The organism is Streptomyces sp. NBC_00162 (assembly GCF_024611995.1).
Classification (GTDB): Bacteria; Actinomycetota; Actinomycetes; order Streptomycetales; family Streptomycetaceae; genus Streptomyces.
Map to the genome: position 1 here is coordinate 6232418 of NZ_CP102509.1, position 15198 is coordinate 6247615.

General features: G+C 73.1%; 10 protein-coding genes. 3 read left to right on the forward strand and 7 right to left on the reverse strand.

Annotated elements, in window-relative coordinates:
- Positions 1–45: 45 nt before the first annotated feature.
- Genes JIW86_RS28905 through JIW86_RS28935 form a run of 7 tightly spaced genes read right to left on the reverse strand, consistent with a single transcriptional unit; the run spans position 46 to position 7817 of the window.
- Positions 46–861 carry an HpcH/HpaI aldolase/citrate lyase family protein gene (locus tag JIW86_RS28905; protein WP_257556745.1) on the reverse strand — a complete coding sequence of 272 codons (816 nt, stop codon included), beginning with the start codon at positions 859–861 and terminating at the stop codon, positions 46–48.
- Positions 858–2051, reverse strand: coding sequence for a CaiB/BaiF CoA transferase family protein (locus tag JIW86_RS28910; RefSeq protein WP_257556747.1), 1194 nt, complete (start codon positions 2049–2051; stop codon positions 858–860). Before JIW86_RS28910 ends, JIW86_RS28905 begins: the two co-directional genes overlap by 4 nt.
- Entirely contained in the window at positions 2048–2959 is a 912-nt protein-coding gene (gene rbsK / locus JIW86_RS28915; RefSeq protein ID WP_257556748.1) for a ribokinase, read from the reverse strand. Before rbsK ends, JIW86_RS28910 begins: the two co-directional genes overlap by 4 nt.
- Entirely contained in the window at positions 2956–4377 is a 1422-nt protein-coding gene (locus tag JIW86_RS28920) for an ADP-ribosylglycohydrolase family protein (RefSeq protein WP_257556750.1), read from the reverse strand. Before JIW86_RS28920 ends, rbsK begins: the two co-directional genes overlap by 4 nt.
- Positions 4374–5519, reverse strand: a complete 1146-nt coding sequence (locus JIW86_RS28925; protein ID WP_257556751.1) for an ADP-ribosylglycohydrolase family protein — start codon at positions 5517–5519, stop codon at positions 4374–4376. The genes JIW86_RS28920 and JIW86_RS28925 overlap by 4 nt, the downstream gene beginning before the upstream one ends.
- A 7-nt stretch (positions 5520–5526) precedes the next feature.
- Positions 5527–6834, reverse strand: coding sequence for an ADP-ribosylglycohydrolase family protein (locus tag JIW86_RS28930; RefSeq protein WP_257556752.1), 1308 nt, complete (start codon positions 6832–6834; stop codon positions 5527–5529).
- The gene (locus tag JIW86_RS28935; protein ID WP_215146503.1) at positions 6831–7817 is read right to left on the reverse strand and encodes an ADP-ribosylglycohydrolase family protein; all 987 of its coding nucleotides are present in this window, start codon (positions 7815–7817) and stop codon (positions 6831–6833) included. The genes JIW86_RS28930 and JIW86_RS28935 overlap by 4 nt, the downstream gene beginning before the upstream one ends.
- A gap of 247 nt (positions 7818–8064) precedes the next feature.
- Between JIW86_RS28935 and JIW86_RS28940 the strand changes: the two genes are divergently transcribed.
- The 3 genes from JIW86_RS28940 to JIW86_RS28950 all read left to right on the forward strand — a co-directional run bounded on the left by JIW86_RS28940 (position 8065) and on the right by JIW86_RS28950 (position 15188).
- Entirely contained in the window at positions 8065–8796 is a 732-nt protein-coding gene (locus tag JIW86_RS28940) for a VIT1/CCC1 transporter family protein (RefSeq protein WP_257556753.1), read from the forward strand.
- Between the two features lie 397 nt (positions 8797–9193).
- Entirely contained in the window at positions 9194–13735 is a 4542-nt protein-coding gene (gene gltB, locus JIW86_RS28945) for a glutamate synthase large subunit (RefSeq protein WP_257559477.1), read from the forward strand.
- Positions 13728–15188 carry a glutamate synthase subunit beta gene (locus tag JIW86_RS28950; RefSeq protein WP_257556754.1) on the forward strand — a complete coding sequence of 487 codons (1461 nt, stop codon included), beginning with the start codon at positions 13728–13730 and terminating at the stop codon, positions 15186–15188. Before gltB ends, JIW86_RS28950 begins: the two co-directional genes overlap by 8 nt.
- Positions 15189–15198 lie beyond the last annotated feature (10 nt).

The window sequence follows — 15198 nt, forward strand, 5'->3', positions numbered from 1 at the left end:
CAGCAGGAGGGGTGCCGCGTACCGCGCGGCACCCCTCCCGCGTGTTCAGCGGGTAGCCGCCCGCCGCGACAGGGCCAGGGTGCGGTGCGCCGCCGCCACCACCGCCGGGTCCACGAAACGCCCGTCGGGCAGGGCCAGCGCGCCCGGGGTGGCCCGGGCCGCGCTCAGGACCTCCTGGGCCGCGTACACCTCCTCGGGCGCGGGGAGGTAGGCCCGCTCGATCACCGGCAGCTGCCGGGGGTGGATCGCCGCCCTGCCGAGGAAACCGAGCGAGCGGCCGCGCGCACAGGAGACGGCCAGCGCCTCCAGGTCCCGGATGTCGGGGAACACCGACTGGGACGGGGGCGCCAGCCCGGCCGCGCGGGCCGCGACCACCACCCGTGAGCGGCACCAGTCCAGGCCCGGCTCCGCGCTGACGGCCAGGTCGGCCCGCAGATCCGCCTCGCCCAGGGAGAGCCCGCGCAGCGCGGGGTGCGCGCGGGCGATCTCGTACGCACGCTCCACGCCCAGCGCCGATTCGAGCAGGGCGTGCAGCCCGACCCCGCCGGTGCGGTCGGCGGCGGCGACGACCTGCTGGGGGGCGCTGATCTTGGGCAGCCGCAGCCCGGCGAGGCCGTGCAGCCCGCCGAGGGCGGTCAGGTCGGCGCCGCCCCAGGGGGAGTCGAGCGCGTTGACGCGGACGTGGACGGGGAGCGGAGGCCGCTCACGCAGGAGCTCGGCGGTGGCGGCGCGGGCGTACTCCTTGCGGGAGACCGGTACCGCGTCCTCCAGATCCACGATGACCGCGTCGGCCCCGCAGCCGATGGCCTTGGCCACCACCGCCGGGCGGTCGCCCGGCGCGTACAGCCAGGTCAGGATCACAGGGCTCCCTCGGTCCGCAGAGCGCTGATCTCGGCCTCGGTCAGGCCCAGCTCGGTCAGGACCTCGTCGGTGTCCGCGCCGTGCGGGCGGCCGGCCCAGCGGATCCCGCCGGGGGTCTCGGAGAGCCGGAAGAGGATGTTCTGCATCCGGAGCGGCCCGAGCTCCGGGTCCTCGATCTCGGTGACCGTGTCGAGGGCCGCGTACTGCGGGTCGGCCATCACGTCCCGGATGTCGTAGACCTGGGCGACGGCCGCCTGCGCCTCCTCGAAGGCGGCGACGACCTCCTCGGCCTTGTGGCGGGCGATCCAGCCGCCGACCGCCTCGTCCAGGACGTGCGCGTGGGCCGCCCGCCCGGAACCGGTGGCGAACCAGGGCTCGGCGATCAGCTCGGGCCGCCCGACCAGGTGCAGGACGCGCTCGGCGATGGACTGGGCGGAGGCGGAGACCGCCAGCCAGCGGCCGTCCGCGCTGCGGTAGGTGTTGCGGGGGGCGTTGTTGGTGGAGCGGTTTCCGGTGCGCGGCTGGACGTAGCCCAGCTGGTCGTACCAGAGCGGGTGCGGGCCGAGCACGGTGAGGATCGGTTCGATGATGGCCAGGTCCACGACCTGGCCGTGGCCCGTGCGGTCGCGGCCCGCGAGGGCGGTCATCACCGCGTACGCGGTGGTCAGGGCGGCGATCGAGTCCGCGAGCCCGAAGGGCGGCAGGGTCGGCGGCCCGTCCGGCTCCCCGGTGATCGCGGCGAAGCCGCTCATCGCCTCGGCGAGGGTGCCGAAGCCGGGGCGGTGGGCGTACGGGCCCTGCTGTCCGAAGGCCGTGACGCGGGTCAGGACCAGGCGCGGATTGGCGGCGGACAGCTCGGGCCAGCCCAGGCCCCATTTCTCCAGGGTGCCGGGGCGGAAGTTCTCGATGACCACGTCGGCGGTGGCGGCGAGGCGCAGCAGGGTGTCCCGGCCGCCCTTGGTGGACAGGTCGAGGGTGATCGTCCGCTTGTTCCGGCCGAGCAGCTTCCACCACAGGCCGATGCCGTCCTTGGCGGGGCCGTGGCCGCGGGAGGGGTCGGGGCGGCCGGGGTGTTCGACCTTGACGACCTCGGCGCCGAAGTCGCCGAGCAGGGTGGCGGCCAGCGGTCCGGCGAAGAGGGTGGCGAGGTCGAGGACGCGGAGCCCTTCCAGCGGCCCGGTGGTCGTCACGAGGCGGCTCCGGGCCGCGCCGCGGCGAAGGCGTCGGTCTCGGCGCGGGTGGGCATCGAGTCCTGGGCGCCGTGCCGCTGTACGGAGAGCGCGGCCGCCGCCGAGGCCCAGCGCAGCGCCTCGGGCACGGCGCGGCCCTCGCCGAGGGCCACGGCGAGGGCGCCGACGAAGGTGTCCCCGGCGGCGGTGGTGTCCACGGCCCGGACCCGGGGCGCGGGCACGGAGAGGGGTTCCCGGCCGCGGGCGGCGTACAGGACCCCGGCCGCGCCGAGGGTGATCACCACCTCGGGTACGGCGTCCAGCAGGGCGGCCGCGCACTGGCCCGGGTCGGTGAGCCCGGTGAGGGCGGCGGCCTCGTGCTCGTTGGGGACCAGCAGGTCGGTGGCGGCGAGGAGTCCGGCGGGCAGCGGCTGGGCCGGAGCGGGCGTGAGCACCGTACGGACGCCGTGCGCGCGGGCGGCCAGGGCGCCGGCGAGGACGGCCTCCAGGGGGAGTTCGAGCTGGAGGAGCAGGGCGTCGGCGGCGGTGATCCGGGTCTCGTCGCCCGCCTCCAGGCCGGTGACGCGGGCGTTGGCGCCGGGGATGACGATGATGCTGTTGCCGCCCTCGTCGTCCACCGTGATGTGGGCGGTGCCGCTGGCGCCCTCGACGGTGCGCAGGGCCGCGGTGTCGATCCCGTCGGCGGTGAGCGCGGAGCGCAGCCGTACGCCGAACTCGTCGGCCCCGACCGCGCCGATCATCACCACCTGAGCGCCGCTGCGGGCGGCGGCCACGGCCTGGTTGGCGCCCTTGCCGCCGGGGACGGTGCGGAAGGCGCGGCCGGTGACGGTCTCCCCGAGGCGGGGGGCCTTGGGGACGTAGGCGACGAGGTCCATGTTCGTACTGCCGAGCACGGCGATGGCCGTCATGAGCGTGCTGCCTCCTGTGTGGTGAACCGGTGGGTGAGCCGGTGGGTGAGCTGGGCGAGGGTGTCGAAGCCGATGCCGTCGAAGCCGGCCACGGTGGTGGCGAGGCGGTTCTTGAGGGGCGCGGCCCAGCGGTCCGGTACCTCTCCGGTGACCAACGCGCAGAGGGCGCCCGCGGTGGCGCCGTTGGAGTCGGTGTCCCAGCCGCCGGACACCGCACGGCACACGGAGCGGGTGAAGTCGCCGTCGGCGTGGGTGAGGGCGGCGGCGATCAGGGCGGTGTTGGGGACGGCGTGCACCCAGTGGTAGTGGCCGTACCGGGCGTGCAGGCGGTCGACGACACGGTCGAAGTCGGGTTCCCCGCGGGCGGCCCGGATCCCGGTACGGACGGCCTCGGCGAGGCGGGAGCGGGGAGGTACGACGGCCAGCCCGGCCCGCAGCGCGGTGTGCACGTCGGCCCGGCCGGTGGCGGCGGTGGCGGTGGCGGCGGCGATGAAGAGGGCGGCGTAGACCCCGTTGCCGGTGTGGGTCAGGGCGGCGTCGCGGTAGGCCTGGGCCGCGGCGGCGGCCGGGTCGCCGGGGTTGGTCCAGCCGTGGACGTCGGCGCGGATGAGGGCGCCGATCCATTCGCGGAAGGGGTTGTGGTGGGTGGCGGTGGCGGGCGGCTCCAGCCCGAGCAGGAGGTTGCGGTAGGCGACGCGCTCGGCGGTGAAGGTCCGCCCGGCGGGCAGTTCGTCGAGCCAGAGCCGGGCGACGTCGGCGGTGGTGAAGTCCTTGCCGTGCCGCTGGAGCAGGAGCAGGCCGAGGAGCGGGTAGTTGAGGTCGTCGTCCTCGGGCATGCCGTCGATGTTCTCGGCGAGGGAGGTGGGGGCGGAGCGCCGGTTCCAGGGGTACGCGGCCAGCAGTTCCGGCGGGACGCCGCGTGCGCTGAACCAGTCGTTCAGCGGCCAGTTCCCGGTGGCCCGGGCCAGAGCCCGGATCCCGGCGAGCGGCAGCTTCTCGACGGGCTTGCCGAGCAGGCAGCCGACGGCCCGGCCGACCCAGGCGGCTTCCAGCCGGGCGCACAGGCGGGGGTCCGCGCCTGCGGGGTCCGGGCCTGCGGGGTCCGGGCCCTCGGGCGCGGGCCAGGTGGCGCGGACGGCCTCCCAGGACTGCGGTTCGGCAGCGGCCCGCGAGGACGGGAGGCCGGCGAGCTCGTCCAGGAGGCCGCAGGCCAGGGAGCGGAGCTCGGGTGGTGCGGGGGCGGGGGAGGCCCCGGCCCGGTCGGGGGCCGGGTGGCCGCCCGCGGCCAGCCAGACCCGGCGCAGGGCCTCGGGGTCCCGCCCGTCCTCGGCCGCCTGCCGGAGCTCGTGCCCGATGAGGTCCTCGGGCTGGGCCCAGGTGAGCCGTACGGGGTCGGGGGCAGGGCAGGGCGGGGTCACCGCGGGGTCGAGATCGTGGTGAAGGCCGACTCGTGGGCGCGGCGGCGGGAGCGGTCCAGGGCGAAGACCTCGCGGGCGACGGCGGCCAGCGCCCCGGCTGGGGCGTGCAGGTCGAGGCGGCTGGCCTCGGCGACCTGCTTGGACCAGGCTTCCGGGATCACGGCCTCGCCGCCCAGGGCCCCGGCGATCGCCCCGGCCATGGTGGCGGTGGAGTCGCAGTCCCGGCCGTAGTTGACCGCGCCGAGCACGGAGCTCTCGTACGCTCCGTCCGCGATCAGCAGCATCCCGAGCGCGATCGGGAGTTCCTCGATGGAGTGGAGCCGGGACGGTCGGCGGGCGCCCAGCGACGGGTCGCGGTAGTCCGGGCCGACCGAGTCGTACGGGGCGACCGCCGCCCGGAGCGGGCCCAGCGCCGACTCGAAGTCCCGGTGGGCGCTGGCCACTTCGCGGACGGCGGCGATGGCGGACCGGGTGCCGTCCTTGGCCAGGGCGAGGGCGGTCTCCACCACCGAGGCGGCCGTCGCCCCCGGCAGGCACGCGGCCGCCACCGCCGCCGCGAACACGCCCGCCGCCTCCCGCCCGTACGAGGACTGGTGCGCCCCGGCGAGGTCCACGGCCTCCGCGTACGCGCCCGCCGGATTGCCCGCGTTGACGATGCCCACCGGCGCCATGTACATCGCCGCACCGCAGTTGACGATGTTGCCGCTGCCGGCCTCGCGGGGGTCGGCGTGCGCGTAGTGCAGCCGGGTCACGATCCACTTCTCGGCGAGGAAGATCCGCTGGAGCGGGAGGGCCTCGGCCTCCAGCTCCGGGATCCAGCGCGGGTTGGTCATCAGGTCCGGGACCAGGTGCTCGGCGACGGCGTAGGCGTCGAGGTGGTCCCGTACCGTCTCGTAGACCCGTACCAGGGCGTGCGTCATGAGGGTGTCGTCGGTGACGTGCCCATCTCCCTTGTGGTACGGGGCGATCGGGCGGGCCGTGCGCCAGTCCTCGTACCAGGGGCCGACGATGCCGTGCACCCGGCCGCCGTGCCGTTCCACGATCTGGTCGGGGCTCCAGCCCTCCACCGGCCCGCCGAGCGCGTCGCCGACGGCGGCCCCGACGAGAGCGCCTGCGGCCCGGTCCTCCAACGTGAGCGTCATGTCTGAATCATCCCTTGTGAGAGGTGAGTTCCGTGCGAGCGAGGAGCGCGGCGAGTTCCACGAGATCGGTGCCGGCGAGGCGCGGGAGGGCGCAGCCGGACAGGGTGCGGCAGGCCTCGCGCCAGGCGGTGGGGATCGAGTCGCCGCCGCCGAGCGCACCGGTGAGGGCGCCGGCGAGGGCGGGGGCGGAGTCCGCGACGCGGGACAGGCAGGCGGCGGCCGGGACGGCCTCGGCCGCCCTGCCGCGGGCGGCGGTCGCGAGGGCGAGTGCCACGGGGACGGTCTCGGCGGCGGCGATCCCGTAGCTGTAGACGTGGTCCACGATCTCGTGTTCGAGGGTGGGGACGATGGCGAAGGCGCCGCCGTCGGTGTGGGTACGGGCGAGCTTGACGGCGTGCCGGGCGTTGCGGCCGATCTCGGTGGCCTCGGGGAGCTGCGCGAGGGCGGCGTCGACGGCGGCGTCGACGTCCGCGCCGGCCAGGGCGGTCGCGAGGGCGGCGGCCATGGCCCGGGCGCCGTGGACACCGTCGCCGTCCTGGGTGTAGCGGGCGTCGAACTCGGCGAGGTCCGCCGCCGCGACCGGGTCACCGGGGTGGACGACGGCGAGGACGCAGGCGCGGACGCAGGCGGCGTCGTCGAAGTAGTGCGGGTTGTCGTGGCCGGTGGCGGGCGGGCGCAGGCCGGTGGCGAGGTTGCCGAGGCCGGCGCGGACGGAGATCCGGGCGCGCAGGGGCAGTACGGCGGACTCGACCTCGGGGGCGCGTTCGGCCGCGGCGGCGACCTCGGAGGCGAGGGCGTTCCAGGCGAGGTCGATGGCGGCGCGCATGCGGCGGGACCGGGAGAGGTCGCTGAGCAGGACCCCGGCGGCGGTGAGTACGGACTCGGCGACGAAGGCGGCCCACTCGGCGTCGTCGGACGGGCCCAGGCGCAGGGGTTCGGGGGGCTGGTTGAGGGCGATGGGGACGGGGAGGGTGGTGGTGGCGTTCTGCTCGGCGAAGGTGTCGAGCTCGCGGGTGAGGCGGCGGGTCCACTCGGGCATCCGGCTGGCCCGGTGGCGGGCGGCGGGCCAGCCGGCCGCGTCACCCGCGGCGAGCCCGAGGAGGAGCCCCTCGATCCGCCGGGGTCCCGGGTCGGGGCCGCTGCCGGGGCTGAGCTCCGGCCGGGGGGCGGACGGCGCGGAGGAGGGACGCCGCTCGGCGATCCGGATCACGGGGGGCGCCTGGGGTGCCGGGGGTGCCGGGGGTGCGGGGGTGGTTGCCACCGAGGACGCCGGGGGCGGGGAGCCTGGGTCCTCGGTGTACGGGGACGGGGTCATCGGGGGCCCTCGAATTCCGGGGTGAGGAGGTCCGCGATGTCCAGGACGTGGTAGCCCCGCATCGAGGGCAGGCAGCTGCCGCGTACCGGTCCGATCACCGAGGACCAGGCGGCGGGGATCGCGGCGGCCCCGGACAGGGCCCCGGACAGGGCGCCCGCCACCGCCGCCGTGGTGTCCGCGTCGCGGCCCATGTTCACGGCGGTGAGGACCGAGGAGGGGAAGTCGCCCCCGCAGGCGGCGAACGCGCCGAAGGCCAGGCCCACCGCCTCCGGGGCGAGGTCCGTCCACGGGTAGCCGCCGATGACCACGGCCGAGCGCACGGCCCGTTCGCCGCGCGGGGCGGCGGTGACGGCCCGGCGCAGGGACCGGGCCGTCCAGGAGTCGGAGGGGATCACCGACAGGGCGGCGGAGACCACCGACGCGGGGCTGCCGCCCGCCATGGCCGCGGCCACGCCCGCCGCGACCGCCTGGCCGCCGTAGATGCCCTCGCCGTCGTGGCTGACGCAGCCGTCGATGGCGACGAGCCGCGCGGCCTCCGCCGGCCGGCCGGCGGCGAAGACCCCGAAGGGCGCCGCCCGCATGGCCAGGCCGTCCGACCACGCGTGCCGGTGCTGGGCCGAGATGGGGGCCGCCAGACCGCGCCGGAGGTTTTCGAGGGTGCCGCGCTCGGAGAAGCCCGCGCCCCTGAAGGGGCCCTCGTCCAGGTCCGCGATCCAGTGGTGCCAGGCCCGCTCCACGTGGGAGACCGTGAGCGCCGAGCCGTGCCGGGCCAGCAGCAGCCCCGAGAAGATCGCGTACTCGGTGTCGTCCGTGCCCGCCGGGTCCTCCGATACGAAGCCCTCGATACGGCCCCACTTCGCCCGGATCTCCGACGGCTTCATGTTCTCCGCGGGGGCGCCGAGCGCGTCACCCACCGCGAGGCCCAGAAGAGCGCCCCTGGCCCGTTCGAGGAGGACCTGCGGATTGCATGCAATCAGCTCCATGGCGCGCCTCTCCACTTGATGGGACTCATATTGAGCCCTTGGGGGATTTGTGCCATGACATGAGGTTTGTCGCTCGTCGCGAAACACCCAGCGCACACCGTCGTCACCCGGTCGCCGACCCGCAAAACCGCAGGTAAGTACGGCCTTCCTTGCTGGCGGGGAGCCGAATTCGTGCGTAGTTTCGAGGTGTTCCGGGGGAGCGGGACGCCGTAAGGCATCCGTTCGCACAAAAGGGGAGATATTTCGTATGTCCATCATCACCACCGAAGCGCCGCTGCACACCGCGCACCGCGACAACCACACCCACCGCGACGTCAACGGTGGATGGCTGCGGCCGGCCGTCTTCGGTGCCATGGACGGGCTCGTCTCCAACCTCGCCCTGATGACCGGTGTGGCCGGCGGCGCCGTCGCCCCGCACGCCATCGTGATCACCGGACTGGCGGGTCTCGCGGCCGGCGCCTTCTCCATGGCGGCGGGCGAGTACACCTCCGTCGCCTCGCAGCGCGAGCTGGTCCTCGCCGAACTGGACGTGGAACGGCAGCAGTTGCGCAAGCACCCCGTCGACGAGATGGAGGAGCTGGCCGAGCTCTACGTCTCCCGCGGCGTCGAGCCCGCCCTCGCCCGCGAGGTCGCCATGCAGCTGTCCCGCGACCCCGAGCAGGCGCTGGAGATCCACGCCCGCGAGGAGCTCGGCATCGACCCCGACGACCTGCCCTCGCCGACCGTCGCCGCCGTCTCGTCCTTCGGCTCCTTCGCGCTGGGCGCGCTGCTCCCCGTACTGCCGTACCTGCTCGGAGCCACGTCCCTGTGGCCGGCGGTGCTGCTCGCGCTGGTGGGGCTCTTCGCCTGCGGCGCGGTCGTCTCCCGGGTCACGGCCCGGTCCTGGTGGTACAGCGGGCTGCGCCAGCTCGCCCTGGGTGGCGCCGCCGCCGGTGTGACGTACATCCTGGGAACCTGGATCGGCGGAGCCATAGGCTGACCGGGCAGGGAGTGAGACACTATGCAGAGCTCAACATAAGTAGTCCGTTACTCGGCGGTTTCGATCGCATGTCCACCGGGTACCAGACCAGGGCTGCGGGCAATGATGCCCGCCCTGTGTGTCGGTGCCTCCGGTCCGTCATCGCGTCTTGAGAACCGTCTCGAGAACCTTGGGAACACTGCGAAGGTCCCTCCTTTCTGTCCCGTGCAGTGTCCGCATGTTGGAATGGCATATCCGCTTCGCGGGATTGTCGTCATCATGTAATCTGCACGAAATTTCGCAGAGGGCCAACGTCGTCCCTCGGCTATGCACATATGCCACGACGACGACGGGAGAGCCGATGCGTTCCGCATCCACGCACTCCGCGACCGGGCTCAGCAACACCGCCTGGTCGCCCATGGACGGTCGCCCCGCCCAGCAGGGCATGTACGACCCGCGCAACGAGAAGGACGCCTGTGGCGTCGGTTTCGTGGCGAACCTCACCGGCGAGGCGACCCACACCCTCGTTGAGCAGGCGCTGACCGTATTGCGGAACCTCGAGCACCGCGGCGCCACCGGCTCCGAGCCGGACTCGGGCGACGGCGCCGGAATCCTCTGCCAGGTGCCGGACGCGTTCCTGCGCGAGGTCGCGGGATTCGCCCTTCCCGAGGCCGGCGCGTACGCCGTCGGCATCGCCTTCCTCCCCGCCGACGGCACCGCACAGGCCGTCGCCGTGGAGCAGATCGAGGCCATCGCCGCCGAGGAGAACCTCACGGTCCTCGGCTGGCGCGAGGTTCCGGTTACGCCGGACCTGCTCGGCAACGGCGCCCGCGCCACCATGCCGGCCTTCTCCCAGCTCTTCGTGAGCAACGGAACCACCGGCATCGAGCTGGACCGCAAGGCCTTCGTGCTGCGCAAGCGCGCCGAGCGCGAGGCCGGGGTCTACTTCCCGTCGCTCTCCGCCCGCACCATCGTCTACAAGGGCATGCTGACCACCGGCCAGCTGGAGCCCTTCTTCCCGGACCTCTCCGACCGTCGCTTCGCCTCGACGCTCGCCCTGGTCCACTCCCGGTTCTCGACGAACACCTTCCCGTCCTGGCCGCTCGCCCACCCGTACCGCTTCGTCGCGCACAACGGCGAGATCAACACGGTCAAGGGCAACCGCAACTGGATGAAGGCCCGCGAGTCCCAGCTGGCGTCGGACGCCTTCGGCGACGGCGTGCTGGACCGGATCTTCCCGATCTGCACCCCGGACGCCTCCGACTCGGCCTCCTTCGACGAGGTCCTGGAGCTGCTCCACCTCGGCGGCCGGTCGCTGCCGCACAGCGTGCTGATGATGATCCCGGAGGCGTGGGAGAACCACACCTCCATGGACCCGGACCGCCGCGCGTTCTACCAGTACCACTCCACGATGATGGAGCCCTGGGACGGCCCGGCCTGCGTCACCTTCACCGACGGCACCCAGGTCGGCGCGGTCCTCGACCGCAACGGTCTGCGCCCCGGCCGCTACTGGGTCACCGACGACGGCCTCGTCGTCCTCGGCTCCGAGGTCGGCGTGCTCGACATCGACCCGGCCAAGGTCGTCCGCAAGGGCCGCCTCCAGCCCGGCAAGATGTTCCTCGTCGACACCGCCCAGAAGCGGATCATCGAGGACGACGAGATCAAGTCCGAGCTCGCCGCCGCCGCTCCGTACGCCGAATGGCTGGAGACCGGCGAGATCGAGCTGTCGGACCTGCCCGAGCGTGAGCACATCGTGCACACCCACGCCTCGGTCACCCGCCGCCAGCAGACCTTCGGCTACACCGAGGAAGAGCTGCGCGTCATCCTCGCGCCGATGGCCCGTACCGCCGGCGAGCCGCTCGGCTCCATGGGCACGGACTCCCCGATCGCGGCCCTGTCCGAGCGCCCCCGGCTGCTCTTCGACTACTTCACCCAGCTCTTCGCGCAGGTCACCAACCCGCCGCTGGACGCCATCCGCGAGGAGCTCGTCACCTCGCTGCTGTCCTCGGTGGGCCCGCAGGGCAACCTGCTGGAGCCGACCGCCGCGTCCTGCCGCAGCGTCACCCTGCCCTTCCCGGTGATCGACAACGACGAGCTGGCCAAGCTCATCCACGTCAACGCCGACGGCGACATGCCGGGCATGAAGGCCGCCACCCTCTCGGGCCTCTACCGGGTCTCGGGCGGCGCCGAGGCGCTGGCCGCGCGGATCGCCGAGATCCGTACCGAGGCCGACGCCGCCATCGAGGCCGGCGCCCGCCTGATCGTCCTCTCGGACCGCCACTCGGACGCCGAGCATGCGCCGATCCCGTCGCTGCTGCTCACCTCCGCCGTGCACCACCACCTCATCGCCACCAAGCAGCGCACCCAGGTGGGTCTGCTGGTCGAGGCCGGTGACGTCCGCGAGGTCCACCACGTCGCACTGCTCATCGGCTACGGCGCCGCCGCGGTCAACCCGTACCTCGCCATGGAGTCCGTCGAGGACCTGCTGCGCGCCGGTACCTTCCTGTCCGGCCTGGAGCCGGAGCAGGCCATCAAGAACCTGATCTACGCGCTCGGCAAGGGCGTCCTGAAGGTCATGTCCAAGATGGGCATCTCCACCGTCGCCTCCTACCGCGGCGCCCAGGTCTTCGAGGCCGTCGGCCTGAACGACGAGTTCGTCGAGACCTACTTCAACGGCACCGCCACCAAGATCGGCGGCGCCGGCCTGGACGTCGTCGCCAAGGAGGTGGCCGCGCGCCACGCCAAGGCGTACCCGGCCTCCGGCATCGCGGCCACGCACCGCGCGCTGGAGATCGGCGGCGAGTACCAGTGGCGCCGCGAGGGCGAGCCGCACCTGTTCGACCCGGAGACGGTCTTCCGCCTCCAGCACGCGACGCGGGGCCGCCGCTACGACATCTTCAAGCAGTACACCGCCCGGGTGAACGAGCAGTCCGAGCGCCTGATGACGCTCCGCGGCCTCTTCGGCTTCAAGACCGAGCGGCCGTCGATCTCCATCGACGAGGTCGAGTCGGTCGCCGACATCGTCAAGCGCTTCTCCACCGGCGCCATGTCGTACGGCTCCATCTCCAAGGAGGCGCACGAGACCCTCGCCATCGCCATGAACCAGCTGGGCGCCAAGTCCAACACCGGTGAGGGCGGCGAGGACCCGGACCGCCTGTACGACCCGGCGCGCCGCTCCTCCATCAAGCAGGTCGCCTCCGGCCGCTTCGGTGTCACGAGCGAGTACCTGGTCAACGCGGACGACATCCAGATCAAGATGGCGCAGGGTGCCAAGCCCGGCGAGGGCGGCCAGCTGCCCGGCCACAAGGTCTACCCGTGGGTCGCCAAGACCCGGCACTCCACCCCGGGCGTCGGCCTGATCTCCCCGCCGCCGCACCACGACATCTACTCCATCGAGGACCTGGCTCAGCTGATCCACGACCTCAAGAACGCCAACCCGGTCGCCCGCATCCACGTGAAGCTGGTCTCCGAGGTCGGCGTGGGCACGGTCGCCGCCGGTGTCTCCAAGGCGCACGCGGACGTCGTCCTGATCTCCGGCCACGACGGCGGAACGGGCGCCTCCCCGCTGACGTCCCTGAAGCACGCGGGCGGTCCCTGGGAGCTCGGCCTCGCCGAGACCCAGCAGACCCTGCTGCTCAACGGGCTGCGCGACCGCATCGTCGTCCAGACGGACGGCCAGCTCAAGACCGGCCGAGACGTGGTCATCGCCGCGCTGCTCGGCGCCGAGGAGTTCGGTTTCGCGACCGCGCCGCTCGTCGTCTCCGGCTGCGTCATGATGCGCGTCTGCCACCTGGACACCTGCCCGGTCGGCATCGCCACGCAGAACCCGGTCCTGCGCGACCGCTTCTCCGGCAAGCCCGAGTTCGTCGTCAACTTCTTCGAGTTCATCGCGGAGGAGGTGCGCGAGCTCCTCGCCGAGCTGGGCTTCCGTACGATCGAGGAGGCCGTCGGCCACGCCGAGCTCCTCGACACGACGCAGGCCGTCACGCACTGGAAGGCGCAGGGTCTCGACCTGGAGCCGCTCTTCTACGTGCCGGAGCTGCCCGAGGGCGCGGTCCGCCACGCCCTGATCGAGCAGGACCACGGTCTGGAGAAGGCCCTCGACAACGAGCTCATCGAGCTCGCGGCCGACGCGCTGAACGCCGAGTCCGCCGAGGCGGCCCAGCCGGTCCGCGCCCAGGTCTCGATCCGCAACATCAACCGGACCGTCGGCACCATGCTCGGCCACCACGTCACCAAGAAGTTCGGCGGCGCGGGCCTGCCCGACGACACCATCGACCTGACCTTCACCGGCAGCGCCGGCCAGTCCTTCGGCGCCTTCGTGCCGAAGGGCATCACCCTCCGCCTGGAGGGCGACGCCAACGACTACGTCGGCAAGGGTCTGTCGGGCGGCCGTGTGATCGTCCGTCCCGACCGCGGCGCGGACCACCTCGCCGAGTACTCCACCATCGCCGGCAACACCATCGGCTACGGAGCCACCGGCGGCGAGATGTTCCTGCGCGGCCGCACCGGCGAGCGCTTCTGCGTCCGCAACTCCGGCGCGCTGGTCGTCTCGGAGGGCGTGGGCGACCACGGCTGCGAGTACATGACCGGCGGCACGGCGGTCGTCCTGGGCGAGACCGGCCGCAACTTCGCGGCCGGCATGTCGGGCGGCGTCGCGTACGTCATCGACCTCGACCCGGACAACGTCAACGTCGGCAACGTGGGCGCCGTCGAGACCGCCCTGTCCGACACGGACAAGCAGTGGCTGCACGATGTGGTGCGCCGCCACGAGGAGGAGACCGGCTCGACCGTGGCCGCGAAGCTCCTCGCTGACTGGTCCGTCGCGGCGGACCGCTTCAGCAAGATCATCCCGACCACGTACAAGGCAGTGCTCGCCGCCAAGGACGCCGCTGAGCTCGCCGGACTCTCGGAATCCGAGACCACGGAGAAGATGATGGAGGCGGCGACCAATGGCTGACCCGAAGGGCTTCCTCACCACCGCGCGCGAGACCGCCTGTTCCCGTCCCGTGGCCGACCGGCTGAAGGACTGGAACGAGGTCTACGTCCCGGGCTCGCTGCTCCCGATCATCAGCAAGCAGGCCGGCCGCTGCATGGACTGCGGCATCCCGTTCTGCCACAACGGCTGCCCGCTCGGGAACCTGATCCCGGAGTGGAACGACTTCGCCTACCGCGAGGACTGGTCGGCGGCGTCCGAGCGTCTGCACGCGACGAACAACTTCCCGGAGTTCACCGGGCGCCTCTGCCCGGCTCCCTGTGAGTCGGCGTGTGTCCTCGGCATCAACCAGCCGGCCGTCACGATCAAGAACGTCGAAGTCTCGATCATCGACAAGGCCTGGGACAACGGGAACGTCACCCCGCAGCCCCCGGAGCGGCTGTCCGGCAAGACGGCCGCCGTCATCGGCTCCGGCCCGGCGGGTCTCGCCGCGGCCCAGCAGCTGACCCGGGCCGGGCACACCGTCGTGGTGTACGAGCGCGCCGACCGCGTCGGCGGCCTGCTGCGCTACGGCATCCCCGAGTTCAAGATGGAGAAGGTGCACATCAACCGCCGCATCGAGCAGATGCGCGCGGAGGGCACCAAGTTCCGCACCGGCATCGAGGTCGGCCGTGACATCACGGCCACCGACCTGCGCAAGCGGTTCGACGCGGTGGTCATCGCGGCGGGCGCCACGGTCTCCCGCGACCTCCCGGTCCCGGGCCGCGAGCTGGGCGGCATCCACTTCGCGATGGAGTACCTGCCGCTCGCGAACAAGGTCCAGGAGGGCGACTTCATGGCGCCCCCCATCACGGCCGAGGGCAAGCACGTGGTCGTCATCGGCGGCGGCGACACCGGCGCGGACTGCGTGGGCACCGCCCACCGCCAGGGCGCGGCCTCGGTCACGCAGCTGGAGATCATGCCGAAGCCGGGCGAGGACCGTAACGCCAACCAGCCCTGGCCGACGTTCCCCATGCTGTACAAGGTCACCTCGGCGCACGAGGAGGGCGGCGAGCGGGTCTACTCCGTCTCCACCACCCACTTCGAGGGCGACGAGGACGGCAACGTCAAGGCGCTGCACCTGGTCGAGGTGGCCTTCGAGGACGGCAAGCTCGTCCAGAAGCCCGGCACCGAGCGCGTCCTCCCGGCGCAGCTGGTCACCCTGGCGATGGGCTTCACCGGCACCGACCAGGCCAACGGCCTGGTGGACCAGTTCGGCCTGGAGCTGGACGCGCGCGGCAACGTCGAGCGCGACGCCTCGTACGCGACCAACGTGGACGGCGTCTTCGTCGCCGGCGACGCGGGCCGCGGCCAGTCGCTCATCGTCTGGGCCATCGCGGAAGGCCGCTCGGCCGCCCGCGGCGTGGACCGCTTCCTGACGGGCACCAGCGCTCTCCCGTACCCGGTCAAGCCGACGGACCGCTCGCTGACCGTGTAGCCCCGCAGTA

Coding starts and splice junctions, on each gene's coding strand:
- rbsK (WP_257556748.1), bottom strand. CDS start 2,959: ATGACGGCCATCGCCGTGCTCGGCAGTACGAACATGGACCTCGTCGCC.
- JIW86_RS28925 (WP_257556751.1), bottom strand. CDS start 5,519: ATGACGCTCACGTTGGAGGACCGGGCCGCAGGCGCTCTCGTCGGGGCC.
- JIW86_RS28930 (WP_257556752.1), bottom strand. CDS start 6,834: ATGACCCCGTCCCCGTACACCGAGGACCCAGGCTCCCCGCCCCCGGCG.
- JIW86_RS28935 (WP_215146503.1), bottom strand. CDS start 7,817: ATGGAGCTGATTGCATGCAATCCGCAGGTCCTCCTCGAACGGGCCAGG.
- JIW86_RS28940 (WP_257556753.1), top strand. CDS start 8,065: ATGTCCATCATCACCACCGAAGCGCCGCTGCACACCGCGCACCGCGAC.
- gltB (WP_257559477.1), top strand. CDS start 9,194: ATGGACGGTCGCCCCGCCCAGCAGGGCATGTACGACCCGCGCAACGAG.
- JIW86_RS28950 (WP_257556754.1), top strand. CDS start 13,728: ATGGCTGACCCGAAGGGCTTCCTCACCACCGCGCGCGAGACCGCCTGT.